The organism is Dietzia sp. ANT_WB102, from assembly GCF_008369165.1.
Lineage (GTDB): Bacteria > Actinomycetota > Actinomycetes > Mycobacteriales > Mycobacteriaceae > Dietzia.
The window spans coordinates 1,199,324-1,224,851 of the sequence record NZ_VOBA01000001.1; the positions used below are offsets into that span (position 1 = coordinate 1,199,324).

Here is a 25,528-nt window from a genome sequence, read left to right on the forward strand (position 1 = left end):
CTCGTTGTCGGCCGCTTTGTGTCGTACGTGTGTTCTATCGTGTGAGGCGTGGATCGGGAAGAGCGAGACGCGGATGCGTGGGGCGGCGAGCGAGATCAGCCGACCCCGCTGACCGAGGTGCTCGCCTTCCTCGAGGCGTCGGTGGAGACGCTGTGCGTGGTCGACTGGGCCGAGCACGAGGCGGAGGCGCTCGCCGCCGCCGTGGGGCGCGTGGAGGTGGTCGCACGACGGTTGGGCGCCTGCGGTGCCCGGGCCACCGCCGAGCTCGCCGCGTTACACCGGCTGAAGGGGCGCAGCGCCGGTGGTGTTGCCGCGATGCTCGCCGAGAAACTGGGTCTGGCCAAGGGGACGGTGCACGGACGGATCGAGGCCGGCGGACGTCAAGCCACCCCGGCAGGCCGGGCTGCTGCGGTCGGGGAGATCACGGGTGAGCATGAGCGGATCATCGCCAAGGCGGTCTCCGGGCTGCCGGGGACGATGGGCGGCGACGCCAAACTCCGCTTTGCCGAGGAGCTCACACAGTTCGCACGCTCGGCAGCTCCCGCCGACCTGCGAGCCGAGGCCGCGCGTCGGGTCGCGGCCCTGTGCCCCGACCGGGGTAGGGGCCGCGAGGAGCACCAGGAGCGGCAACGTGCGGCCCGGCTCGGAGCGGTCCGGTCCGACGGCACCAGCACGCTTACCATGACCCTCACGCCTCGCGCTCGCGCGCTTGTCGAGCGGGCACTGTGCGACTTCGGCGGACCCGGCGGCGCCATGGAATGTGAGCCCGGGACCGACGATCGCACACCCGAGCAGCGCGCGCACGACGCACTCGTGCATCAGTGGGCCCTCGGGTCGACCGTCGACCCGGCACGGCCCAAGGGCATAGCGACCATCATCGTGCGGGTGACCCCCGAGCAGCTCGAGGACCCCACCGCGCTCGTGCGGACCGACGCCGGCACCCAGCTCAGCGTGCGGCAAGCGGTGTCCCTGGCAGGCGCAATGCCGTGGTTCGTCTCGCTGCTGCGGGACGGACGCGAGGAACTGCACCGGATCGACGTGGACGCTCATCCCGATCGCCGACTGGCGTCGGCGATCCAACGGTTGGTCCTCTACGCCGCCCATGGGCGATGCACCTTCCCCGGGTGCAGCGCACCAGCCAGACGAAGTCAGTTCCACCACGTGAGGCAATGGTCCCGAGGTGGGCCCACTACCGTCGCCAACGGGGCGCTCTGCTGCCCCGTTCACCACGGGTTCGTCGGCGACGGCCCGGCTGGGTGGAAAACAGTGGTGAACCCCGCCTCTCCCGGGCTGTGCAGGTGGCTGCCGCCCGGCGTCGACAGGCTCACCGATGTCTGACGGGCGGCCCCGCACTGGGGTGCGGGATCGGGGCCTTGGGTGTGTGCGTGGTGTGCTGCGGGGCCCGCGCTGTCACAATGCCTCCGTGCCCGATTCTCTTCCGCCCGAGTCCGTTGTGTCCGCTTCTAACGAGCCAGCCAGAGCCGAGCTTTCCGAGGCAGAGGTCGCGGCTCTGTCGATCCCGTCCCAGTCGGCGGGCGAACCACTCTCGTCGTCGGCTGTCTACGTGGTGGCACCCGAAGGGGACACGGGAAAATCGACGGTCGCACTCGGACTGCTCCGTATCCTCGCAGGGACCGTCCAGCGGGTCGGCGTGTTCCGCCCCGTCACGGTCGAGCCGCGCTCAGCCGCCGCAGGACGCGGTGACGGTGAGGCCGCCCGCGACCGCATCGTGGAGATGCTGCTGCAGCACACCACTGCGGATCTCGAATACGAGGACTGCATCGGCGTCACCAACATGCGGGTCCACGAGGATCGCGATATTGCGCTGAGCGAGATTGTCGACCGATACCACGCGGTGGCCCGGCAGTGCGATGTCGTGGTGATTGTCGGTACTGACTACACCGGCGTGCCGAGCCCCACCGAATTCGACTTCAACGCCACCATCGCCGTGAACCTCGGAGCGCCTGTCCTGCTGGTAATCCGCGGCGCGGACCGAACCCCTGCGGAGATCGGCACCAACGCCAGACTCACCCTGGACGAGCTGCGTGCCGAACACGCGCACCCCATCGGAGTCGTCGCGAACCGGTGCGACCCGGAAGCGCTCGACCAGATCAAGACCGAGCTCAGTTCGGTGGGTGTCTCCTCCTGGACGTTGCCTACCGAGTCGGTGCTCACCGCCCCCACGATGGGCGAACTCATGGAGGCTGTCGACGGCGACCTCTACTCGGGTGACCCGGCTCTGCTCGACCGCGAGGCGATGGCCGTCATGGTCGGCGGCATGACCGGCGACAGGATTCTCGAGCGACTGGTCGACGGGATGGTCGTCATCGTCCCCGCGGACCGCACCGATGCCGTGCTGGCGATCCTCGCCGCGCACGCCGCCGAGGGCTTCCCCTCACTGGCCGGGATGATCTGGAACGGCGGGGTCAAACCGAACTCGGCGCTGGACAAGTTGGTCTGCGGCATGCGCTCCACACTGCCGATCATTTGCACGGATCACGGAACCTACGACACCGCTCGTCTGGCCTCAGAGACCCGCGGGCGGGTATACGCGGGATCGGGACGCAAGGTCGAGACCGCGCTCAGTCTGATGGAAAAGTACGTCGACACGGAGGAGCTGCTCGCACCGCTGCGCGTTGGCACGCCCGACGTCATGACGCCCCAGATGTTCGAGTATCAACTGCTCGAACGAGCCCGGACCGACAAGCGCCACATCGTGCTCCCCGAGGGGGACGACGACCGCATCCTGCACGCCGCCGGCCGGCTCCTGCGACGCGAGGTGGCGGACCTGACGATCCTCGGCGATCCCGAGTCGATCCGCCGGCGCGCGGACGAACTGGGCATCCAACTGGGCGACGCGAATGTGCTGGATCCGCGCACGAGCGAGCACGCCGACCGGTTCGCCCACGAGTACGTCGAATTGCGCAAGCACAAGGGCATGACCCTGGATGTGGCGCGCGACCGCATTCTCGATATCTCCTACTTCGCCACGATGATGGTGCACACCGGGCTCGCAGACGGCATGGTCTCCGGTGCCGCACACACCACCGCACACACCATTCGCCCCGCGCTGGAGATCATCCGCACGCAACCCGACGTGGAGACGGTGTCCAGCGTGTTCCTCATGTGCCTGGCCGACCACGTCCTGGCGTTCGGGGATTGCGCGGTGGTACCCGACCCCACCGCCCAGCAACTCGCGGACATCGCCCTGTCGTCTGCCGAGACCGCCTCACGCTTCGGCATCGACCCGCGCGTGGCCCTGCTCTCGTACTCCACCGGAGATTCCGGCACCGGGGCCGACGTCGACAAGGTGCGCGAGGCGACCGCTCTCGTGCGATCCCGGATCGACGAGGCGGGCGCCGACGACCCGGTGGCCGGCCTCGTGGTGGACGGACCGCTGCAATTCGATGCCGCCGTCGACCCCACCGTCGCACAAAAAAAGATGCCCGACTCCCCGGTCGCCGGACGGGCCACCGTCCTGGTGTTCCCCGACCTCAACACGGGGAACAACACTTACAAGGCCGTGCAGCGGACAGCCGGCGCCGTGGCGATCGGCCCGGTCCTGCAGGGGCTGCGCAAGCCCGTCAACGACCTCTCCCGGGGTGCGCTGGTCGAGGACATCGTCAACACGGTTGCGATCACTGCCGTCCAGGCGCAGGGCGTCGCAGACTCTCAGGAAAGTAACTCATGACCCGTGTGCTCGTCATCAATTCCGGTTCCTCCTCGCTGAAGCTCCAGATTCTCGACACCGCCCTCGAGAGCGAGCTGGCCTGGGTTCTGGTCGAGCGGATCGGTGAGCCCGTCGGCACGGTGACCGTCCGCCGCAGTGATCTACCCGGGGCTCCCGGTGACCAGCGCACCGTCGAGGAGGAGTTTCCCGACCACACGGCCGCGCTCTCCCGCGTGCTGGAGCTGACACGCGAGCTGCACGTACACCCGACCGAGCTGGGAGTCCAGGCGATCGGCCACCGGGTGGTCCACGGCGGGCCCGCCTTCCACGACCCGGTTGAGATCACGCCCGAGGTGGAGGCGGAAATCGAGGAGCTCGAGCTCCTCGCACCGCTGCACAACCCAGCGAACCTTCGTGGAATCCGGGTGGCCCGCGAACTGCTGCCCGGGCTCCCGCACGTCGCCGTATTCGACACGGGCTTCTTCCACACGCTTCCCGCCGCAGCACACACCTACGCCATCGACCTCGAGACGGCCCGGAAGTGGGACCTGCGCCGGTACGGGTTCCACGGCACCAGCCACGAGTTCGTGTCCCGCCGAACAGCCGACGTCCTGGGCCAGCCCTACGAGCAGCTGAACCAGATCGTGCTCCACCTCGGCAACGGGGCGTCGGCGTCAGCGATCGACAGCGGCCGTGCTGTGGACACCTCTATGGGCCTGACGCCGCTCGAAGGGCTGGTCATGGGGACCCGTCCCGGCGACGTCGACCCCGGACTGCTCATCCACCTCATCCGAGACCGTGGCATGACGCCGCAGGACGTCTCCACCCTCCTCAACCGGAAGTCCGGACTGGAAGGCCTGTGCGGGGCGCGCGACTTCCGAGAACTGCTCACCCGAGTGGATGACCACGACGACGACGCCATCCTCGCCTACGACGTGGTGATCCATCGGCTGCGTCGCTACATCGGCGGCTACTGGGCGATCCTCGGCCGAGTGGATGCCATCACGTTCACTGCCGGGGTGGGAGAGAACGTCGCCCGCCTGCGAGCCGATGCGTTGTCCACCTTGGCCGGCTGGGGGGTGGAGCTCGACGCCGAGGCTAACGAGAACGGCTCCGGCGAACGCATCATCTCTTCACCGGGCAGCTCGGTGAAGGTCCTCGTGGTGCCCACCGACGAGGAGTTGGCGATCGCCCGCGCGTGCGACGACGTCCTCGTGCTGAAGAGTTGATGTGAATCCCGATCTTTCTTAAGAGTGCCTTAACGCATACAGTGTGGTGAAGTCCGGGAGGTGGCTCTCGGCATGACGAAACCGGAATATGTCGAACACTCCAGACTCCTCGCCCGTCCCAGGGGGCGGCCGAAGCTCTCGGCCGGGCCCGGCACGTGTCAGACGTAGGCGGAATATCGTCCCGGTCGCACTGGCCACCGTCGCTACCCTCGTGCTGGGTGGTGCCTCGGTGGCGCGGGCGATGGAAGTGCCGCCGCTAAACGCGCACGCCGACCTCGAGTTCTCGCTCGACGGTTCGTCCTGGAGTGATGTCCCAGACCTAGTCCTGGGCTCGTGGGGCTGCGATGTGAGTGGAGACTCAACGATCCCGGATCCAGCCGGAGCTATTGACGGCACGCCGGGCGTCGACCCGTGTTCGATGTCCCCGGGGGAGTCGGTCGACCGCACCTACTTCGTCCGCAACTCAACCAACACCGGTCGGGTGGGCCGTTACGAGGTGGGCATCGGGGACTTTGTGGTCTCCGGCGAAGCCGAGTTCGCGGTCACCTCGACCATCACCGGTGACGCGGACGCAGACTCTCAGTCTGTCACGATCTACGGCGAGGACACGCCGCAGGCCGACGACTCCCCGGATCGCGGCACCATGATCGCCGCACTGGAGTTGGCGCCGGGGCAGTCAGCGAGGGTCGTCGACGAGGTGGCGGTCCCGGTCGACCCCCAGACTTATGCGCAGAATCAGAGCGTCAGCCCCAGGATTTGGGTCGCATTCACTGACCTCGGGGTGATCGACCGCGACGGTGACGGACTGCCCGATCGCGACGAGGACCAACTCGGTACCGATCCTGACGACCCGGTGAACCTTCTGCCAGGTGGCACGGTCGGGCAGCGCTACGGCCCCGAGCCATTCCTGCCGACACCGCCCGACGGCACGATTCTCGAGGTTGACGAATCCACCCTTCCCGACGGACTGCGACTCCGCGACGGCGTCCTCACCGGCACACCGACCCGCGCTGGCACCTTTGACGTTGAGTTCACCGTGACGATGCCGGATGGTGCCACATATCAGTCGATTCGTCGCGTGGTGGTCGAACCCGCGTCGGGCGGCGGTTCGTCCGACCTACCGGATTTTTTCTGGCCGATCGTCGGGATCGGGGTGATCGGTACGGTCGTCGTGATCCTCGGCCAGGGCTTCGGGTCTCTCATGGGCTCGCTCGGCAGCGCTGGCTCAAGCGGTGGCTCCGGTGGCTCCGGTGGCTTGGGCGGCTCTAGCAGTTCTGAAGGATCTAGCGGCTCGAACGGTTCCGGTGGGTCCGGCGGCTCGAGCGACTCAAGCGGCCCCGACCGCGACAAGGACGGTCAGGACCAGGCGGGCCCGTCCGACACCGGCGCTGACAGGGATGTTTCGGCCGTTGCCAATCTCGTTGGGACGGACGGCGGAAAGACCGGCAAGACCGGCCAGGTGCCGGTGAACTCGGTGACGCCGCGCGAAGGGGCGCCGTCGCAGGAGTGGGCCCGCGCCAACTCGGACGTGCGCGGATCGCTGGCGTCGACAGGCGTCGGTGCGATCGACCTCCTGCTGTGGGCGCTCACCGCATCAGCGGCGGGGGCCGCGTTGATTCTGCTGGTCAAGCGCCGCCGTCACGATGACCCACCAGCCGGCTCCGACGGCTGACGCTGGAACGAAGTCCCCGGCCGGTCAGAACAAGGTGCGTGGGCGGATGCTGTTGGCCTGATCCACCAGCCGGAAGCGTTGCTGCCGTGTCTCTGTGGATCGGGCCAGTGTCCGCAGCACGCTCTCGGCGCCCGATCGCAGTCCGAATTCCGTGAACGGCACGCCCCGCAGGAGCGGTGACGGGGACGGCTCGTTACCCGGCAACTGTATCCACGACAACGCGGTGGTCAGCACGGTAAGCCGGATCTGGAACGCCCGGTGTTCGCCGGCGGACAGGTTGGTGACGCGGCGGGCTGCCTCGCGCAGGTGGGACTCCTCGGTCTCCTCGAGCGGTCGACCCTGGCACAGCATGAGGATCGCGGTGAGATTGGCCAGCGCTGAATAGCGGGAGTTGGGTGGGACCTGGTCGAGTTCCTCGATGGCGGACGTCACTTCGCCGCGGCGCTGCAATTGGCGGGCCAGCCCGAACGCCGAGCTGATCACCGACCGGTCGACCGACCACACCGTGCGGTAGAAGTGCTCGCTCGAGCGCGCCCAGCGGGCCCGGTCACTCTCGGCGCACACGTCGAGGATCAGCTCGGCCGTTGCGGCCAACGCCAGTTTCGGGCCGTTCTCGCCCGGCATCGCCGAGAGCACGAGCTGGAACTTGGGGTACGCCCCGACTGGGTCGCCCTTGAGAAGCGCCACCACGCCGTCGTACCAGACCAGCCGCCATTCCGCTGACTTGCGATGGGCGTTTTTCTCGAGCAGGGCCTCCGCCGACGCGAGATCGTCGCTTTCGAGGTAGGCGCGTGTGAGTGACATGATCACGCCGATGCTCTCGTGGGCCTCGGACTCGGTGTCGGAATTCAGTTCGCGGAGGGTGTCGATCCGCTGCTCGACCGAGGTGTACGACGTCGCGGCCAGGATACGACTGGCTGGGTCGGACGGCTCCATGAGCGGCACCGGCAGGGCGTCGACGAGTTCGGCGCCGGTGAGCGTCGTGTCGCGCGCGCGGCCGTCGACGAGGAAATCCGTCGGCTCCACGGTGAACAGGGTGCCGAAAGTCGACCTCTGGGGTGAAAAGACCGAGGAGAAGGCCGGATGTGGGACCCCGGTGCGCAGCGCCAGGACCTCCCGCAGCACGCCCATGAGCTGGTTCGCCATCCCGTTGGCACTGCGGAACCGTGAGTCCGGGTCCTCGTGCGTGGAGCGCAGCAGGAACCGGTACAGCGAGTCGTACCGGCTGAACACCGGTTCCTCCATGGGGGAGGGGATCCCGTCGGCGTAGCGCCCGTCGACAACAGGTAGTCGCACGATGAGCGATGCGAGGGTGCGGCCGACCGTGTAGAGGTCCGAGGCAATGGTGGGTCCGGTCTCGGGGATTTCCGGGGCCTGGAAGCCGGGGGTGCCGTAGATGTGCCCGAAGTCTCCGACTCCCGACACGGCGCCCATGTCGATCAGTTTGACGTGGTCTTCGGTCAGCATGATGTTCTCGGGCTTGAGGTCGTTGTAGACCAGTCCCACTGAGTGCAGGTACGACAGCGCCTGCAGTACCTCGAGCACGTAGGCGATGGCCTTCTCCACCGGCAGCACCCTCCCGGGCGCGGCTCGGCGGACGTCTCGCAGACTGGGCCCGCCGACGTACTCCATGACGATGTACCCGCCGTGGGTGGGCGAGGTGGCCCAGTCGTCGTGGATGAAGTTGTAGATTCGCACGATCGACGGGTGGGACAGTTCGGCGAGGATCTCTCGCTCGGCCACCGCGACCTCCTGGGCCTCGGCTTGGTCGGCGTGGAGCAGTCCCTTGAGGACCACCCAGCGGTCGGACACATTGTGGTCGACGGCCAGGTAGATCCAGCCCATCCCACCGTGGGCGAGTGCGCCGCGGACCTCGTACTGGTCGGCGACGATGTCGCCGGGCCGCAGTTCGGGGTACGGCAACCTGCCGTTGGACGCCTCGCACTCGGCTTCGATGTCCTCGGGTTCCAGCATGGCCGAGGTCGGGTCGACGGGAATAATGTACGGCAGGTCGACCAGGCCCTCCGCAGCCTGACTCGGGCGGTCCTCCGGCTTGTCCGGGTGTCGAAGGCGGAATGGTGTCGACGCGACGCGATCACCGGTGGGCACCTCGCCGGTCCGGCCCGAGCGCCGCGCGCCGGGCACGGATTCGGTGCGCGACTCGGGATCGTGACTGCGCCCCGCGCCCGCCGTGCCGCTCGCCTCCGCCACGCCGGGGCTGCTCCCGCCGCCGGGGTCGGTGTCGGCCAGGAAGCCGGTCATCGACACGCCACCGGTGGCCGCGGCCTCCCCGGTCTCCGCCATGGCGCCGGTCGACGCCGTGCCCTCGGTCTCCGTCGCATCTCCCGTCACCGCGACCGCCTCGGTCCGCATTGTGGCCTGGGTGCCGACGGTGGGCTCGCCGTCTTCCGGCGGATCGTCCCACTTCCGATAGCTCATCGCGGCTCCTCCGGCACATACTTCGGCACTGGCATCCCGGGACTCGGTCCCAGCCCGGATAGCCATCTGGAGTACATGCGGTTCCACGTGCCGTCCGCCCGGATCCGCTCGAGGGTGGAGTTGACCTGCCTGACCAACCCGTCGGTGTTGTTTCCCGGCGTGGACTTGGCGATGCCCACCCCGTACGGCTCGGCGTCGAGTTGCGGGCCCACGATCTCCAGGTACGGGTCCTGCGCGGTGATGCCCACGAGGATCGCGTCGTCGGTGGTGATCGCATCGACCTGGTTCTGCTGGATGGCGACCAGGCAGTCCGCCCAGGTGTTCACCGACAACACCGTGATCCGTTCCATCGCGGACCACAGCCGTGACGCCGACGTCGTCCCCGCTGCCACGCACACCCGCCTGCCTTCGAGGTCCTCGATATCTGTGATGCCCGAGCCGCGGACCGCCAGCACCCGCTGGTAGGCCTGGAAATACGGCACCGAGAACGTCACCCGTTTCCGCCGTTCGCACGTGATGGACATCGACCGGATCACCACGTCCACCTGGTCGTTCTCCAGCGCCGCCAGGCGGTTGGACGACGTCAGCGACCGGAACTCCACCTGCCGGGGGTCGCCGAAAATATCCTCCGCGATCTCCCGCGCGAGGTCCACGTCGAAGCCGGTGAGCTGACCGCTGGCCGGATCACGGAACGAGAACAGGTTGGAGCCCTGGTCCAGTCCCACGATCAGCCGGCCCCGCTGCCGGATCCGCGGCACTCTCTCCGCGGGATCGGCGTCGTCGGGACGCAGACTGGGCAGGGGATCGCAGGTCTCGTCGCTCTTGGCGGGCAGCCCTGCGGGGACGTGCGTGCTGATCAGGGCGCCGGCGGGAAGCGGCATCACTGCGGAAACCTTCGGGATCCCCGCCCCCTCCGGCCCGGCGGAATCCGCGGCCGTGCTCGGTTCCGGCCCGCCGGTGCCGGGACTCACCGCGCCGTCGCCGACCCCACATGCCGCGCCGACCGCCAGGGCCGCCACGAGCACACCGCCGAGCGCCGCCCGGCTCGCCGCCCGAGCTGCCGTCTGACCCCCGGTTCGGCCCCCGGCCCGCGTCCTCACCGGCGACGTCACAGGTACTCCCTGATCCGGGGGGCGATGCCCACGATCACCGCGAACGCGGCCAGCGTGGACAGCGCGATGATGAGGTCCGGGCCGCTGGACGAGGTACGGCGGGCCTTGTCGATGCGCGTACGCAGAGTGTCGCGGGCTTCCTCGATGGCGTCCTGCATGGACTCGTCGAAGTTCTCGAATGCCGCGCCCGAGTCGCCTTGCCCCTGGCCGGAGGAGATGGTGATGGCGCCCTGATAGTCACCCTGCTGGTAGAGGGAGTCGGCACGGTTCTGGGCGGCCACCCAGTCGTCGAGCGCCTCGATCGCCTCGGTCACCGCGCCGTGCGAGTCGAGGCTGATGCGGTTGGAGGAGTCCTCGTCGTCGTCGAGGTACACGGTCAGGGTGTCCCGGACGCCGCCCAGGATGGACGCCCGCTCGCCCGCCGACCCCTCCGGATCGGTACGCCGGACCAGGTTGAGGGTCTCCTGCGCGCGCACCTTCTGGGCATTGATGCGCTGGCGGGTCAGCTCGTTCATCGGCGCCGCGCCCTCGGACAGGCCCTTCGCGTTGTCGTTCGCGGCGAGGAACCCCGCGATCATGGTGAGCAGGAACGTCGCCACCATGAGCATCGAGGCCAGGGCGAGCGGCGGATTCACCCGCCGCGCGGTGAGACGCCACAGCCACTGCTGCAGCAACAGCAGCAACGCTATCGCCAGCCCCAGCAGGAAGAACGACCCCCATGGTGGCGACGACCACTGGCGGTCCGACTGGCCCACCGACGAGGACTGCCGGTCGTACAGGTCCGCGGCGGCGGGCAGGATTGTGTCCTGCATCAGCGCCGACGCCGATGCCAGGTACGCCGACCCGACCGGATTGGCCACCCGGTTGTTGGTGCGCGCTGTCTCCACGAGACCGGTGTAGGTCGCCAGTTGTGCGTTGATGTGGGCCAGCTGGTCGATGGACTCGGTGTCGGTGCGGTCGAGTCCCTGGGAGGCGGCGATGATCGACGACGACGAGGTCGCGATGGCCTGGAGATAGCGTTCGCGCAGATCCGCAGGCTCGATCCCCCCGGTAATGAACGCGGTGTTCGCCGCCGAGTCCGCGATCGTCAGGGAGCTGTACAGGGTTTGCGAGGCGTTGGCGACCGGCTCGACCTCTGCCAACAGCGTCTCGTGGTAGCTCTGCCGCTGGGTGATCGTCGAGGACGCCACGATCCCGCCCGTGAGGACCGCGATGATCGCCACCACTGCGAACACCGACATGCGGCCCGGGGTGGTGAGCACGTCGTTCCAGAAGCGTGCGGCGCGGCGGCGGACCGGGCGGCGGGGTTGGAGGGGGCTGGTCGACTCGCCGCCCCTGCGGGGGGCGGGCGCGGACATCGCGGCGGGCGTTGGCGTGGTGCCGCCCACCGACGCGCCGCGGGGGCGGCGACGGGGAAGGGTTCGGGCGCGCATCTACTCGCTCACCTCCCCGGTTCTCGCCCGCCGATCCGACGATCGGGCGGGAGTGTGTCCCAGGTTAGTGAAGTGACGGCGCGGAGTCGGGCAGACTGGTCGACGAGGACTCAAGGTTTCGCCCGATCCGGGGGTGGACGGGTCCAGGGGAGGTGGTGGACCAGTGGCGGCGAGCGAGGGTGACGGTAACGGCTGGGTGGTGTCCGATGCCGGTGATCGTCGGTGGGGCCGGTTCGGAGCTGCCGGGCTACTGCTGCGCGCAGCCGACCCGACCGACCCCGACACCCCGCTCGTGTTGCTGCAGCACCGCGCCGTGTGGACGGCCTCCGGGGACACGTGGGCGCTGCCGGGCGGTGCGCGGGACTCGTACGAGGACGCGCCCGTGGCGGCCCTGCGCGAGACGGAGGAGGAGGCCGAGATCCGGCCCTCCGACGTGGTGGTGCGCGCCGAGGTCGTCACGCACCGGATGCCGGGCACGGTGTGGCACCGGCCCGGCCTGGACATGCGGCACGCGGCCGAGATGATGCGGCGGATGCGGCCCGACCAGCGACACGACGAGGAGCCCGATGGCCATCCGGGCGAGGCCACCGGGGACGCGGGCGGCTCCGGCGGCGGCCGTCTCCGCACCATTCCGCCGCTGGTCCAGGAATCCGCCGACGCGGTGGAGTGGACCTACACGACCGTCATCGCGGACGCCCCGCGCGCTTTGGAAACCGTGCCCAACAACGAGAGCCTTGAGCTGCGCTGGGTGCCCGAGACGCTGGTGACCGAGTTGCCGCTGATGCCCGCGTTCGCCCAGGCGTGGGCGAACGGGTTGCGCACCGAGCCCGTCGAGCTCGTGGTGGACGTGGCCAACGTGCTCGGCTCCCGCCCCGACGGCTGGTGGAAGGACCGGGCGGGCTCCACCACTCGGTTGCTCGACGAACTGGGCACCGGGATGCCCCGCACTCTCGTACTGCCGGAGGGATTCGGCTGGGTCGCCCGCGCACACGCCGTCATCGAGGGCGCCGCCCGGGCCGCGGAGCACGAGGGTCCGTTCGTCCTTCACCGCGCCGCCGGCTCGGGTGACGACGCGATAGTCGACCTGGCCACCGAGCTCGATGGCGGGTCCCGCCGGGTGGTGGTGGTGACGGCCGATCGGGGGTTGCGTGACAGGGTGCCGGAGGGTGTCCTCGTCGTCGGGCCCCGCGCCCTTCTCGGCTAGCACTCGCGCGCACCGGTGCGGTCACGGTGAAGCTGACGGGTGCGGGCGGTGCTGCAGCGCGCAGGTGCACACTGGAACGATGACTCCTCCTCCTGAGATCCTCGTCGGCCCGATGTTGCGGTACGTGGACAGCACCGACGCCACGGTGTGGGTGGAGGTGTCGGCGCCGTGCGAGGTGACCATCCACGCGGGCGACGAGGTGGTCACGGAGCGCTCCTGGGGCGTGCACGGCCACCACTTCGCAGTGCTGCACCTGCGCCACCTACCCGAGGGGGAGGTGACCCCGTACCAGGTGTCGCTCGACGACCGGCCCGCGTGGCCCGTCGAGCCGGACCGCCCGAGTGTGATCCGCACGCCCCGCGCCGACGACACGGTGCGCCTGGCGTTCGGCTCGTGCCGTCGCGGTGAGAGCCAGACCGCGGTGGCGCTGCGCGAGATCGGCGCCGACGCGTTGGTGGCCCTGGCGCACCGCATGGCCCACACCCCGCACGACGAGTGGCCGGACGCGATGCTGTTGCTCGGCGACCAGGTGTACGCCGACATCCCCAGCCGGGAGATCTCCGAGCGGCTGGCCGAGCGCCGCCGCGCGGGCGAGGGGCCGCAGTCGGTGCGCGACTCGGCCGGCGCCGGCGGTGACCGCGATGTGTCCGACGAGATTTGCGACTTCGAGGAGTACACGTGGCTGTACCACGAGTCGTGGCGGGACCCGGACGTGCGCTGGCTGCTGTCTACCGTGCCCAGCTGCATGATCCTCGACGACCACGACCTGCGCGACGACTGGAACTCGTCGCACTCGTGGCGCCGCGAGATGACCGCCCAGCCGTGGTGGCGCGACCGGGTGATCGGAGCGTTCTCCAGCTACTTCGTCTACCAGCATCTGGGCAACCTCGCCCCCGATGAGTTGGAGACCAACGAGATGTATCAGGCGTTGCGGGCCGCGAGCTCGGACGCCGAGAGGGAGTCGCTGCTGGATGACTTCGCCCTGTCCGCCGATTCCGACCGCCGCACGGTGCAGTGGAGCTTCAAGCGCGATTTCGGGCGGGTGCGGGTGGTGATGCTCGATGTGCGCGCGTCCAGGCAGCTGGACCCGCAGGATCGGCGGGTGATGGACGCGCAGGAGTGGGCGTGGGCCCGCGATGCATGTCTGGACGCCGACGCGGAGGTGGACCACCTGGTGATCGGCTCGTCGCTACCCGCGTTCATGCTGCCTGCTCTTCACCACATCGAGGGATGGAACGAGTCCGTGGCCCGCGACCGCCCGGACAAGCCGATCACCGCGCGGATCGGCGAGCGCATCCGCCTGGCGGTGGACCTCGAGCACTGGGGTGCGTTTCGAAACAGCTTCGATGACCTGGTCGGCCTACTCACGGAGGTGGCGGCGGGGGACCACCGGCCCGCACCCGCGTCAATCCTGCTGTTGGGTGGCGACGTGCACTGTTCGTACCTGGAGGAGGTCGAACTCACCGCGGGGCGGGTCGCGGGCTCTCCCACCCGGGTCCACCAGCTGGTGATGTCGCCCTTCCGAAACCCCCTACAGAAGTCGATCCGCGCGGTGAACCGGCTCTCGGTCCGCGATCCCGTCCCCGCCCTGACACGCCGACTGGCCCGGGCGGTGGGGGTGCGCGATCCCGAGGTGCGGTGGCAGGTCACCGACGGCGTCTGGTTTAACAACGGCGTGATGACTCTTGTACTTCGCGGTCGCCGCGCCATGGTGCAGGTCGATCACGCCACCGTCGAGTGGCCCGGACGTGGTCTGGGCAAGATCCTCACCCTGGTGCCCGCGCTGGTGCCGGAGTCGTGGGGACGACGACGGCAAGGCGGCGATTCGCTCAACCGTAAACCCCGTCAGGTGTTGCGGAGGACGCTGAGCAAGGAGCTCACGGGCGGCGCCTGATGACGGCTCACGACCGATGGGGGACGAGCCGTCTTCACCGCTGCCTGGTCTCTCTACTCGGAGCGCTCTGATCCGGCCCGCCCCGGGCAGGCCGGGAGGGTGACTCAGGCAAGCGCGGATGTCAGCGCGGCGGCGGCCGCTTCGGGGTCGTCGGCACCGGTGATCGCGCGGACCACCACCACCCGCCGTGCACCCGCGGCCAGCACCTGCGGAAGGGTGTCGGCGTCGATGCCGCCGATCGCGAACCAGGGCGTGGCGGCCCGATCCCGTGTCGCGGCCGCTGCATGGCGCACGAGGTCGAGGCCGGGCGCGTGGCGGCCCGGCTTGGTCGGAGTGGGCCACACGGGGCCGGCGCAGAAATAGTCGAGCAGGGGGTTCGCTGCGGCCTTGTCCACCTCGGCCGCGGCGTGGCAGGACAGGCCGATCACCACGTCGTCGCCGACGATGCGGCGCGCCCATTCCACCGGCAGGTCGTCCTGGCCGACGTGCAGCACGTCCGCCCCGGACGCGACGGCGACGTCGGCGCGGTCGTTGACCGACAGCATCGCCCCGTGCTGGTCGCACACCTCGCGCATCACCGCGAGCGCCCGCAGTTCGTGACCGGCCTCGAGCGGGCCGTGGTCGCGTTCGCCGGCCGAATTCTTGTCCCGCAACTGGACGATGTCGACCCCGCCGGCCAGCGCCGCCGAGACGTCCCTGCGCAGCGCCGGGAAGTCGCCCGACCAGCCCTGCCCACGGGCCTCCTCGTCGAGGTGCCGACGGGCGTCGATGCAGAGGTAGAGGCGGGCGTCGGCGAGGCGGGCACGGAGGCGGTCGGCGCGAGAGGTCATGCCCACAACCGTAGGCGAGAGCCCCACTAAGCTGACCGTCGTGACTATCGACCCCGGACCTCCCACCGCCCGAACCGGCGCCCGCCGCGTGGCCGTGGTCGGCGGTTCGGTGATCGGTCTGGCGTGCGCGTGGTCCATCGCCCGGTCCGGTCTCGCCTCCGAAGTCGTGATCCACGAGCCTGACGACTCCGCCCCCGACGGTGTGCCCACCTCGGGGGCGGCGTGGGTGGCCGGCGGCATGCTGGCCCCGTTCAGCGAGGCCTGGCCGGGCGAGGAGGAGGTGTTCGCGCTCGGCGTGGACTCCCTGCGGCGGTGGCCGGAGTTCCTCGCCGCTCTCGCGCCGCACGTCCCTCCCGGCCCGCCCGTCCGCACCGCGACCCACACACACATGGTGGCGGTGGACGAGGCCGACGCGCGAGACCTCGACATGGCCATGCAGTGGGCCGCCCGCCAACCCGATCCCACCCGAGGTACCGCGGGCCCGGGCGCGGATGCGGCACCCGGCATCACCGAGGCCGACCTGCGCCGTATCTCCCGGCGTGAACTGCGCGAGGCCGAGCCGTCCCTGGCCCGCGTCGCCCGCGCCGCCTACCGGATGGGCGCCGAGGGCGCCGTCGACAACCGCATCCTCCTGGCAGCCCTGGCTCGTGCCTGCCGCGCCGAGGGCGTGACGTGGGTGCGCAGCGCGGTGACCGCGCTCGACGACGTCGACGCAGACCGCGTCGTGCTGGCCGCGGGCTCCGGGTCCGCCGCCCTGGCAGGTCTGCCGGTGCGCCCCGTCAAGGGCGAGGTACTCCGGTTGCGCGCCCGGCCCGGATGCGAGGACCCGCCCCACGGAGTCGTCCGGGCGTTCGTGCACGGGCGGCCGCTCTACCTCGTGCCACGTGACGGCGGCCTGGTCGTGGGCGCGACCCAGTACGAACACGGTGACGACCGGCAAGTCACCGTCGCCGGTGTGCGCGACCTGCTCGCCGACGCCGAGACGGTCTTCCCCGGGATCGGCGAGTACGAACTGGCCGAGGCCATCGCCGGTCTCCGGCCGATGTCCCCGGACAACATGCCCTTCCTCGGCACCGATCCCACTGACCCGCGTCTCATCCACGCCACCGGGCACGGCCGCAACGGCATCGCCCTGACCCCGGTGACCGTGGCCGCGGTCTGGGCGGAGCTCCGAGGACTGCCCGTGCCGGTGGCGGCGCGTGCGGCCGCCCCGGACCGGTTCAGCCGGGGATGAGCTGTGTGGTCCGGGGCGACTACGGTGGGATGGACAGCAGATGTGAAGCAGGAGGCCCCATGATCGTCACTGTGAATGGCGAGGACCGCACTTTGGCCGACGGCGCGACCGTCCGTGCACTCGTCACCGAGCTGGACCTGCCCGACGACGGCGTCGCGATCGCCGTGGACGGCGTGGTGGTGCCCAGCTCGGAGTGGGACGACGCCCCGCTGGGGGCGGGCGCAGAAGTCGACGTCCTCACGGCGGTCCAGGGTGGCTGAGCCCGCCCCCGCCTCCGGGATCGCGGAGTCGACGGCGCCCGCCTACTCGGCCGACATCGCCGCGGTGCTGGACTCTCCGCTGGTCATCGCGGGCGAGGAGATCGGCTCGCGGCTCATCACCGGCACCGGTGGCGCCGGGAACCAGGAGGTCCTGCGGGAGGCACTGATCGCCTCGGGGACCACCCTGACCACCGTATCCATCCGCAAGGTCGACCTACGGTTGGGTTCGGACGGTCTCGGACTGCTCGGGATGCTGCGGGAACTCGGCATCCGGCCACTGCCCAACACCGCTGGTTGCCGCGGTGCCGCCGAGGCCGTCAAAACTGCCCGGCTCGCCCGCGAGGCGCTCGGCACCAACTGGGTCAAACTCGAGGTGATCGCCGACGAGCGCACCCTTCTGCCCGACGGGGTGGAACTCGTCGAGGCCGCCGAGGATCTGGTAGACGACGGTTTCGTCGTCCTCCCCTACACCACCGACGATCCCGTCCTGGCCCGCCGGCTGGAGGACGTGGGCTGCGCGGCGGTCATGCCACTCGGTGCGCCCATCGGTACCGGATTGGGGATCTGCAACCCGCACAACCTGGAGATGATCGTCGAGCGCGCCGGGGTGCCGGTGATCTGCGACGCGGGCATCGGCACCGCCTCCGACGCCGCTCTGGCCATGGAACTCGGCTGCGACGGGGTGCTGCTGGCCACCGCCGTCACCCGAGCGGAGAACCCGCCACTGATGGCGGCGGCGATGCGCGAGGCCGTCCGGGCCGGGCACGCCGCCCGCGTCGCCGGTCGCATCCCCAAGAGATTCTGGGCGCAGGCCTCCAGCCCGCCGGTGGACTGAGCCCCGCCCGCGCGACAGTGGCGGGCGGTCCCGGTCACTCCTCGATGCGGGGCACCCGACGCACGCCGATACCGCCCATGAGCGCCAGCCCGGTGACCCGAACCACAGGAGCGCCGGGCGGGGCCTGGTGGACCGGGCGCGGATCTGGCCTCCAATGCCCGGACTCCTCGCCGAAGCCGCCCATCAGACCGATCCCCTCGACCTCCACGTGCACGTCGTCCGGGACGTAGATTTCGATCCCTCCCATGATCGCGAACGCCCGGATCGTGGTCTCCTGGGACTGCAACGCGGCTCTGCGCAGGTCGATCTCGATGCCACCCATCAGCGCGAACGCCGTGTGCACCGCGGGAAGGGTCCACGTCCCCGTGCGCTCGACGCCGCCCATGATCGCCAGTGAGGTGGCGGGCCCGCTGCCGCCGGTGACCCGACGAGCCGGGGCCCGGTGAGGGCGGGCCTCCAGCGTCGACTCGTGCTCGCGGTGCGCCACGGGCAGGTCGTGCGTGAGCTCGATGAGCTCGGATCGAAAGCGCGCCGAGTACGCCCGCGAGGTCCGTTCGTCGAACTCGGCGAGTGTGAGTCGCCCCTCCGAGTAGGACTCCTGCAGGAGCCTGGCGGTCGTGTCGCGCTCGGCGTCGGAGGCGCGAACCGACGGAAGCTGGCGGTCCGGCTCGGGGGTGGCGTCGTCCATGGTCACGAGCCTAGACCTGTGCGAGCTGTACGCCGGCTGAGTAGGTGGACGCACGCTGGGCGGAGCCCGGCAGGCACACTGGTGTCCATGATCGAGGTACGGAATCTCACCAAACGCTTCGGCGCCTCTACCGCCGTGGACGACCTCAGCTTCACCGTCCGACCCGGCGTCGTCACCGGATTCCTCGGCCCGAACGGGGCCGGTAAGTCCACGACGATGCGGATGATGGTCGGGCTGGACACCCCCACGTCCGGCCAGGCGCTGATCAACGGGATCCCGTACCGCGAGCTCGAACACCCTGCCCGCCGGGTCGGTTGCCTGCTCGACGCGTCCTGGACCCATGCCAACCGCTCCGCGGGCGCGCATCTGAAGATGGTCGCCGCGGCGGGCGGCGTGGCCCCCACCCGCGTCGACGAGGTGCTCGCCCTGGTGGGCTTGACCGACGTCGCCGGCCGCAAGGTGGGCGGCTACTCGCTCGGCATGCGCCAGCGGCTGGGCCTGGCCACCGCCATGCTCGGGGACCCCGAGGTCCTGCTGTTCGACGAGCCCGTCAACGGCCTCGACCCCGAGGGCATCCTGTGGATCCGCCGTTTCATGCACGCTCGCGCAGCCGAGGGCCGCACCGTACTGGTGTCCTCACACCTGCTGTCGGAGATGGCCCAGACCGCGCAGGACCTCGTGGTGATTGGCCGCGGCAAACTCCGCGCCCAAACCTCCGTCGAGGATTTCCTCTCCGCCGCCACGTCCTCGGTGATCCTGCGCACCCCGCACGTCGACGAGTTCACGGCCGCTGCGCGCGAGGAAGGCATCGAGGCCACGTTCGACCCGGAGCAGGGGGTATTCCTCATCGAGAACCTCCGGGCAACGCTGGTCGGTGACCTCGCCGCCAGCCTGGGGATCACCGTCCACGAACTGCACGAGAAGCGGGCGTCGCTGGAGGAGGCCTTCATGGCCCTCACCGACCAGGACGTCGAATACCACGGTCAGGAGTCCACCCGATGAACCAACTGAAGTCCGAGTGGATCAAGGTCACCACCACGAAGAGTGCCTACTGGCTGTACGCGATCGGCATCGGTTTGGCACTGCTGCTGGCCGGGATCATCGGTCAGTTCGAGCAGACCTCCACCGGGGAGCCGATGGCCGGTGAGCCCGGCGGCGGCGGCGACCCGCTGTTCGCGATCCTCGGGGTCAGTGCGTTCACCGTCCTGCTGGCATGGATCGCCGCAATCGTCGGCGTGACCGGTGAATACCGCTACCACACGATCAAGGCCACGTTCCTCACCACTCCGTCGCGCTGGCCGGCCATCGTGGCCAAGACCGCCCTGTTCGCGGCGCTGTCGATGGTGGTCACGGCCGTCTCGGTAATCCTGGCCCTCCTTGTGGCCAGGGCGTTGTCCCGGAACCAGGGGTGGACGCCGTTCTCCGGGGACGGGCTGACGTACCTGTGGCGCTTCCCCGTTTACGCGGCGTTGGGCACGTTCGCTGTGATGGGGCTGGCGTACATCATGCGCAACGCTGCGGGCACGATCTCGCTGTTCCTGGTGTGGACACTGGCGCTCGAGGGCATGATCTCCTTGATCCCGCGGGTCGGGGAGGACCTGGCCGCCTGGATGCCATTCGCCAATGGTGACTTCTGGACGCAGGGCGAGACGGTCCGCGGCTACATCACGTGGGGCGAGTGGCCGGCGTTGGCGTGGTTCGCCGCCGTGTGCGTGGCCCTGTGGGGCGTCGGGCTGCTGATGACGCTGCGCCGGGACGCCTGACCGTTCGGGCCGCACGCCCGAACCCGAGCCGCGCACCCGCCCCGACCCAGGGGTGTGGCGCGCGGCCCGGTCTCCTCAGTCCTCGCTGATCGGCAGGTAGACGCGACCCCCGCCCGCGGTGAACTCCGCAGACTTCTCGGCCAGGCCGGCCTCGATCGCCTCGACTGTCTCCATCCCGTGCTCGGCGGCGTAATCGCGGATGTCCTGCGAGATCCGCATCGAGCAGAACTTGGGGCCGCACATGGAGCAGAAGTGCGCGGTCTTCGCCGGTTCGGCGGGCAGCGTCGCATCATGGAACGCCATGGCGGTGTCCGGATCGAGGGCCAGGGCGAACTGGTCCCGCCAGCGGAACTCGAACCGCGCGGTGCTCAGTGCGTCGTCTCGGCTCTGGGCGCGAGGGTGCCCCTTGGCCAGGTCTGCGGAATGCGCGGCGATCTTGTAGGTAATCACGCCGGTCTTGACGTCGTCCCGGTTCGGCAGGCCGAGGTGCTCCTTAGGAGTGACGTAGCAGAGCATCGCGGTACCCGCCTCCGCGATCCGTGCCGCACCGATCGCCGACGTGATGTGGTCGTAGCCTGGAGCGATGTCGGTCGCGAGAGGGCCGAGAGTGTAGAACGGGGCCTCCTCGCACCACTCTTCCTCCAGACGGACGTTCTCGACGATCATGTGCAGGGGGACGTGCCCCGGCCCCTCGATCATCACCTGGACGCCGTGCCGCTTGGCGGTCGTCGTGAGTTCGCCCAGAGTGCGCAGCTCTGCGAACTGCGCTTCATCGTTGGCATCGGCGATAGATCCGGGTCGCAGTCCGTCGCCGAGGGAGAACGTCACGTCGTAGCGTGCGAAGATCTCGCACAGTTCCTCGAAGTGGGTGTAGAGGAACGACTCGCGGTGGTGCGCCAGGCACCAGGCGGCCATGATCGAGCCGCCGCGCGAGACGATCCCGGTCACTCGCTTGGCCGCAAGGGGCACGTACCGCAGGAGCACCCCCGCGTGGACCGTCATGTAGTCCACGCCCTGTTCGCACTGCTCGATCACGGTGTCGCGGTACAGCTCCCAGCTCAACCTGGTGGGATCTCCGTCCACTTTCTCGAGTGCCTGGTAGATCGGCACCGTGCCGACGGGGACGGGCGAGTTGCGCAGGATCCACTCGCGGGTCTCGTGAATGTCCCTGCCGGTGGACAGATCCATGATGGTGTCGGCGCCCCAACGGGTAGCCCACACCATCTTCTCGACCTCCTCGGCGATCGAACTGGTGACCGCTGAGTTCCCGATATTGGCGTTGATCTTGGTGAGGAAGCGTTTGCCGATGATCATCGGCTCACTCTCCGGGTGGCGGTGGTTGGCCGGGATGACCGCTCGACCCGCGGCGACCTCCGACCGCACCAGCTCGACTCCGACCCCCTCGCGGGCGGCAATGAACCGCATTTCCGGCGTGATATGACCCGCGCGAGCCCAGGCCAGCTGGGTCCGGACGCGCGTGGGGATCTCCACCGACGCAGCGGCGGGGTCGGGGTGGGTCCAGTCCTGCCGCGTGGGTGGCAGGCCGGAAGCGAGATCGTGGCAGTGGTCGGCGGAGGGGTACTCCGTGTAGGGGCCGGAGGTGTCGTAGACGTCGAAGTCCGTACCGTCCGTCAGAGAGATCCGCCGGGCTGGCACGCGAAGTGTGCTGCCCGCCGAGGGGACTTCGAGGTAGGTCTTGCGGCTCGCATGGATGGGGCCGCAGGTCACGGCGCCTGACGGGGTGGTGCCCTGGCCGTCTGCGAATATAGCTCTGCCCATGGTGGTGTCAATCTCCCTACGCCGGCATGATCCGGACAGGTTCGACGGTCGACGACCCGGCTGGTCGTCCTCTCAGCCCGCGCTCCGAAGCGGACTCCCGTGTGGATGAGTATTGAATTGTGCAGGGGGCAGCGTACCCCGACGAGTAGCATCGCCAGTGGAACACACTCTGCAGAAGGGGTTCTGATGTCCGCTGACACGTCGTTGGTTCTGGTCCACAACACCGATAGAGACCGGTTCGAGTTGTGGGACGGCGAGACCTTTATGGGCTTGGTCGGTTACGAGAAGGACGGCGAGGTCTACATCCTCCTCCATACCGTGATCGAGGAGCGGTTCGGCCAACAGGGGATCGCTCGTCTGCTGGTCAGCTTGGTGCTCACACGACTTCGACTCGACGGGCTCAAGATCCGGCCGGTGTGCAGCTATGTGCGGCGCTTCCTCGTCCGATTCCCGGAGTACCAACTCCTCGTCGCTTCGGAGTGACCACCGCCTCAGAGTGACCACCGCCTCAGAGTGACCACCGCTGCAGGCGACAGTCGCCTGAGCCGGTGGCCGGTGCCAGCCGGTGGGGGAGCCGACCTAACCTGACCCCAGACGACCAGCGATCCAGAGGACTTCCATGACGTACCCGCCGCAAGGCCACAGCGCCGGCGATGACTACACCGGCGGCGATTACTCCGGCGTTGACGACCCGACGCGGAGCCCGTATGGCCAAGGCCCATTCGGCAACGGCTCAACCGGGCAGAACCCATACAGTCAGGGAACCTACGAACAGGGGGCCCACGAACAGAGCGTGTACGGCCAGGGTTCGTACGGGCAGACCGACTTCAGCGCCCAAGCCCCAGGCTACGGGGCGCAGACCCCGTCCTACACGGGTGCGGGCGGGTACGGGGCCGCCTCGGTCGCTAACCCCGGCCCACCGTCGAACGTCGGCTGGGCGGTCGCGTCAATCCTGTTCTTCTGGCCACTGTCGTTCGTCGCGATGACCCGCGCCCTGGAGGTCTATCCGCTATGGGCCGCCGGGCGCCACGCCGAGGCGGAGGCCGCGAGCGCCACGGCCAAAAAGCTCGGCATAATCTCAGTGGCCATCGTGGCGGTGCTCATCGTCCTGTACTTCATCTTCATCTTCGCGATGGTGGGGCTGGCCTCGAGCGGCTTTTAAGCCCAGGCTGGCCCGCGACTAGGCCAAGCCCAGGCGCGGTGCCTCGATCGCGGGGCACGCGTCCATCACCACGTCCAGCCCGGCATCTTTCGCCCGCTGCGCCGCAGCCTCGTCGATCACGCCCAACTGCAGCCACACCGCCTTGGCACCCTTGGCGATCGCATCGTAGACCACGCCGCCCGCGAGCTGCGAGTTGACGAACACGTCGACCACATCGATCTCGCCGGGAACGGACGCGAGATCGGGGTACCCTTGCTGACCGTGCACCGTCTCGGCCTTCGGGTGGACCGGAACGATCTCGTGTCCGAGGTCGCGGACATAGGCGGCGATCCGGTACGCGGTGCGCTCGGTGTTGTTCGACAGGCCGGCGACGGCCCATCGACCCTTCTCCGAAAGCAGACGCGTGACGACGGCCGGGTCATTGGTATGGCTCATACACAGTGCAATGCCCGATCTCGCCCAGACATTCCCCACCATCCCCTCCGCTAGTCCCCGGCGGTGGCGTGCGCGGGGACATCGCTTCGCTCACTGGCGCTCCCTCCGCTAGTCCCCGGCGGCGTCCTTGCCGCGCTGGACGATCTTCGGGTCCGGGTCAAACACCACCTGCGGGTCCTTCTCCGGGTAGTCGAACTGGTTGAGGAAATGGCGCATCGCGTTGATGCGGGCACGCTTCTTATCGTTGGATTTGATGGTGATCCAGGGCGCCCACTCGGTGTCCGTGCGGCGGAACATCGCCTCTTTGGCGTGGGTGTATTCCTCCCACTTGTCGAGGGACTGCAGGTCCATCGAGGACAGCTTCCACCGCCGCACCGGGTCCAGTTGGCGGATCGCGAACCGCGTCTTCTGCTCCTCGCGGGTGACGGAGAACCACAGTTTGGTCAACCCGATCCCGGAATCGACGAGCATCTTCTCGAACATGGGCGCCTGCTCCATGAACGTCTCGTACTGGGAATCGGTGCAGAAGCCCATCACCCGCTCGACACCGGCGCGGTTGTACCACGATCGGTCGAACAGGACGAGCTCACCGCGACTGGGCAGGTGAGCTACGTAGCGTTGGAAATACCATTGGTACATCTCGGTCTCGGTCGGCTTGATCAGCGCGACGACCCGAGCCTGACGGACGTTGATGTATTCGGTGAACCGCTTGATCGTCCCGCCCTTGCCGGCGGCGTCGCGACCCTCGAACACGATCACCTGACGATGCCCGGTCTCGGCCTGCCAGTTCTGGAACTTCAACAACTCGATTTGCAGCAGATATTTCTCGACCTCGTACTGGTTGCGGTCCATCCGATTGTCGTACGGGTAGTTCTCCCGCCACGTGTCGACGGCGTTGCCGTGGATGTCGATGAGGTCCGGGTCCTCACCGTGGTCGTCGCGGACCGTGAACCCCTCGGCGCGCAGCCGGTCGATGTAGTGGCGCAGTTGGAATGTGGACATGGCTCAGTCGAGGTCCACGACGACCGGCGCGTGGTCCGACGCGCCCTTACCCTTGCGTTCCTCGCGGTCGATGAACGCCCCGGTGACCCGGGTGGCTAGTGCAGGGGAGTGCAACTGGAAATCGATGCGCATGCCCTGCTTCTTGGGGAAGCGCAACTGCGTGTAGTCCCAGTAGGTGTAGACGCCGGGCCCGGGAGTGTGGTCGCGGGTGACCTCGCGGAACCCGGCCCCGTCGAACGCGGCGAACGCCAGCCGCTCGGGATCGGAGACGTGGGTCTTGCCGTCGAAGACCTCCATGTCCCACACGTCCTCGTCGAGCGGCGCAACGTTCCAGTCGCCCACCAACGCGATCTGGGCGTCGGAATCCGCGGCCAGTTCGGCCACCGCGTGGTCGCGCAGGCGGGCCAGCCACTCCAACTTGTACGTGTAGTGGGGGTCGTCCAGCTCGCGACCGTTCGGCACGTAGAGGCTGTACACGCGGACGCCGTCGCAGACCGCCGAGATGGCGCGGGCCTCCGGGGCCTGCGAGGCCTCGGGGTCTTTGTGGAAACCAGGCATCCCGTCAAATCCCCGGCGCACGTCCTCGAGGCCCACCCGGGAGGCCACGGCGACGCCGTTCCACTGGCTCAGCCCGAAATGGGCGACCTCATAGCCGAGGTCGCGGAACGACTCCTCCGGGAACTGTTCGTCCTTGCACTTGGTCTCCTGCATCGCCAGGACGTCGACGTCGGAGCGTTCGAGCCAGGCGAGCACGCGGTCTTTTCGGGCACGGATCGAGTTCACATTCCAGGTGGCCAGGCGCATGGGACAGAGTCTATTGCCCGCCGTGCGGCGGTGTCACCGGAGTAGGCGGTGCCGGACGAGGCCGCGGAGCGAACGGTGCCTGG

General features: G+C 69.0%; 22 protein-coding genes and 1 riboswitch. Of the genes, 13 read left to right on the forward strand and 9 right to left on the reverse strand.

What is annotated here, in order from left to right:
* Window positions 1-48 precede the first annotated feature (48 nt).
* The 4 genes from FQ137_RS05465 (at window position 49) to FQ137_RS05480 (ending at window position 6,571) form a co-directional block, all read left to right on the forward strand.
* Entirely contained in the window at window positions 49-1,338 is a 1,290-nt protein-coding gene (locus tag FQ137_RS05465; protein ID WP_149291498.1) for an HNH endonuclease signature motif containing protein, read from the forward strand.
* Window positions 1,339-1,423: 85 nt separating this feature from the next.
* On the forward strand, window positions 1,424-3,691 hold the full coding sequence (pta, locus tag FQ137_RS05470) for a phosphate acetyltransferase (protein ID WP_255583657.1): 2,268 nt from the start codon (window positions 1,424-1,426) through the stop codon (window positions 3,689-3,691).
* Window positions 3,688-4,899, forward strand: a complete 1,212-nt coding sequence (locus FQ137_RS05475) for an acetate/propionate family kinase (RefSeq protein ID WP_149291499.1) — start codon at window positions 3,688-3,690, stop codon at window positions 4,897-4,899. The genes pta and FQ137_RS05475 overlap by 4 nt, the downstream gene beginning before the upstream one ends.
* A 346-nt stretch (window positions 4,900-5,245) precedes the next feature.
* Window positions 5,246-6,571 carry a thrombospondin type 3 repeat-containing protein gene (locus tag FQ137_RS05480; RefSeq protein WP_149291500.1) on the forward strand — a complete coding sequence of 442 codons (1,326 nt, stop codon included), beginning with the start codon at window positions 5,246-5,248 and terminating at the stop codon, window positions 6,569-6,571.
* Window positions 6,572-6,595: 24 nt separating this feature from the next.
* Here FQ137_RS05480 and FQ137_RS05485 read toward each other — a convergent pair whose 3' ends face one another.
* The 3 genes from FQ137_RS05485 to FQ137_RS05495 all read right to left on the reverse strand — a co-directional run bounded on the left by FQ137_RS05485 (window position 6,596) and on the right by FQ137_RS05495 (window position 11,555).
* Window positions 6,596-9,010 (reverse strand): serine/threonine protein kinase, encoded by a 2,415-nt coding sequence (locus FQ137_RS05485; protein ID WP_149291501.1) that lies wholly within the window; start codon window positions 9,008-9,010, stop codon window positions 6,596-6,598.
* Window positions 9,007-10,029 carry a glutamate ABC transporter substrate-binding protein gene (locus FQ137_RS05490; RefSeq protein WP_370452377.1) on the reverse strand — a complete coding sequence of 341 codons (1,023 nt, stop codon included), beginning with the start codon at window positions 10,027-10,029 and terminating at the stop codon, window positions 9,007-9,009. Before FQ137_RS05490 ends, FQ137_RS05485 begins: the two co-directional genes overlap by 4 nt.
* Window positions 10,030-10,118: 89 nt before the next feature.
* A complete protein-coding gene (locus FQ137_RS05495) occupies window positions 10,119-11,555 on the reverse strand; it encodes a hypothetical protein (RefSeq protein ID WP_255583659.1) in 1,437 nt (478 codons plus the stop codon).
* A gap of 163 nt (window positions 11,556-11,718) precedes the next feature.
* Here FQ137_RS05495 and FQ137_RS05500 point away from each other — a divergent pair, with 163 nt between their 5' ends.
* Both FQ137_RS05500 and FQ137_RS05505 read left to right on the forward strand, forming a co-directional pair.
* Entirely contained in the window at window positions 11,719-12,759 is a 1,041-nt protein-coding gene (locus FQ137_RS05500) for an NUDIX domain-containing protein (RefSeq protein WP_149291502.1), read from the forward strand.
* Window positions 12,760-12,838: 79 nt separating this feature from the next.
* The gene (locus FQ137_RS05505; RefSeq protein WP_149291503.1) at window positions 12,839-14,653 is read left to right on the forward strand and encodes an alkaline phosphatase D family protein; all 1,815 of its coding nucleotides are present in this window, start codon (window positions 12,839-12,841) and stop codon (window positions 14,651-14,653) included.
* 104 nt (window positions 14,654-14,757) lie between these two features.
* On the opposite strand, the gene thiE is transcribed toward FQ137_RS05505, so the two are convergent.
* Window positions 14,758-15,483 carry a thiamine phosphate synthase gene (gene thiE, locus FQ137_RS05510; protein WP_149291504.1) on the reverse strand — a complete coding sequence of 242 codons (726 nt, stop codon included), beginning with the start codon at window positions 15,481-15,483 and terminating at the stop codon, window positions 14,758-14,760.
* Between the two features lie 40 nt (window positions 15,484-15,523).
* On the opposite strand from thiE, the gene FQ137_RS05515 reads away from it, so the two are divergent.
* Genes FQ137_RS05515 through FQ137_RS05525 form a run of 3 tightly spaced genes read left to right on the forward strand, consistent with a single transcriptional unit; the run spans window position 15,524 to window position 17,812 of the window.
* Complete coding sequence (locus FQ137_RS05515; RefSeq protein ID WP_255583660.1) at window positions 15,524-16,717, forward strand: FAD-dependent oxidoreductase; 1,194 nt, start codon at window positions 15,524-15,526, stop codon at window positions 16,715-16,717.
* Between the two features lie 59 nt (window positions 16,718-16,776).
* On the forward strand, window positions 16,777-16,977 hold the full coding sequence (thiS, locus tag FQ137_RS05520) for a sulfur carrier protein ThiS (RefSeq protein WP_149291506.1): 201 nt from the start codon (window positions 16,777-16,779) through the stop codon (window positions 16,975-16,977).
* 19 nt (window positions 16,978-16,996) lie between these two features.
* The gene (locus FQ137_RS05525) at window positions 16,997-17,812 is read left to right on the forward strand and encodes a thiazole synthase (RefSeq protein WP_370452378.1); all 816 of its coding nucleotides are present in this window, start codon (window positions 16,997-16,999) and stop codon (window positions 17,810-17,812) included.
* Window positions 17,813-17,846: 34 nt separating this feature from the next.
* Here the strand turns inward: FQ137_RS05525 and FQ137_RS05530 are convergent, their stop codons facing one another.
* Window positions 17,847-18,500, reverse strand: a complete 654-nt coding sequence (locus tag FQ137_RS05530; RefSeq protein WP_188064781.1) for a DUF1707 domain-containing protein — start codon at window positions 18,498-18,500, stop codon at window positions 17,847-17,849.
* 87 nt (window positions 18,501-18,587) lie between these two features.
* Here FQ137_RS05530 and FQ137_RS05535 point away from each other — a divergent pair, with 87 nt between their 5' ends.
* A complete protein-coding gene (locus tag FQ137_RS05535; RefSeq protein ID WP_149291508.1) occupies window positions 18,588-19,502 on the forward strand; it encodes an ABC transporter ATP-binding protein in 915 nt (304 codons plus the stop codon).
* Window positions 19,499-20,263, forward strand: coding sequence for an ABC transporter permease (locus tag FQ137_RS05540; protein ID WP_149291509.1), 765 nt, complete (start codon window positions 19,499-19,501; stop codon window positions 20,261-20,263). Before FQ137_RS05535 ends, FQ137_RS05540 begins: the two co-directional genes overlap by 4 nt.
* Before the next feature lie 75 nt (window positions 20,264-20,338).
* Here FQ137_RS05540 and thiC read toward each other — a convergent pair whose 3' ends face one another.
* A complete protein-coding gene (gene thiC, locus FQ137_RS05545; protein ID WP_149291510.1) occupies window positions 20,339-22,042 on the reverse strand; it encodes a phosphomethylpyrimidine synthase ThiC in 1,704 nt (567 codons plus the stop codon).
* A riboswitch (TPP riboswitch) is annotated at window positions 22,038-22,153 on the reverse strand. It overlaps the preceding gene by 5 nt.
* Window positions 22,154-22,228: 75 nt before the next feature.
* Between thiC and FQ137_RS05550 the strand changes: the two genes are divergently transcribed.
* Together FQ137_RS05550 and FQ137_RS05555 are read left to right on the forward strand one after the other, a co-directional pair.
* Window positions 22,229-22,525 carry a GNAT family N-acetyltransferase gene (locus tag FQ137_RS05550; protein WP_149291511.1) on the forward strand — a complete coding sequence of 99 codons (297 nt, stop codon included), beginning with the start codon at window positions 22,229-22,231 and terminating at the stop codon, window positions 22,523-22,525.
* A 136-nt stretch (window positions 22,526-22,661) separates the two neighbouring features.
* Window positions 22,662-23,204 (forward strand): CD225/dispanin family protein, encoded by a 543-nt coding sequence (locus FQ137_RS05555; protein WP_149291512.1) that lies wholly within the window; start codon window positions 22,662-22,664, stop codon window positions 23,202-23,204.
* A gap of 18 nt (window positions 23,205-23,222) precedes the next feature.
* Here FQ137_RS05555 and FQ137_RS05560 read toward each other — a convergent pair whose 3' ends face one another.
* From FQ137_RS05560 to FQ137_RS05570, 3 genes are all read right to left on the reverse strand, one after another.
* Window positions 23,223-23,639, reverse strand: coding sequence for a CoA-binding protein (locus FQ137_RS05560; RefSeq protein ID WP_149291513.1), 417 nt, complete (start codon window positions 23,637-23,639; stop codon window positions 23,223-23,225).
* 108 nt (window positions 23,640-23,747) lie between these two features.
* A complete protein-coding gene (ppk2, locus tag FQ137_RS05565; protein ID WP_149291514.1) occupies window positions 23,748-24,641 on the reverse strand; it encodes a polyphosphate kinase 2 in 894 nt (297 codons plus the stop codon).
* Window positions 24,642-24,644: 3 nt separating this feature from the next.
* Window positions 24,645-25,445, reverse strand: a complete 801-nt coding sequence (locus tag FQ137_RS05570; protein ID WP_149291515.1) for an exodeoxyribonuclease III — start codon at window positions 25,443-25,445, stop codon at window positions 24,645-24,647.
* Window positions 25,446-25,528 lie beyond the last annotated feature (83 nt).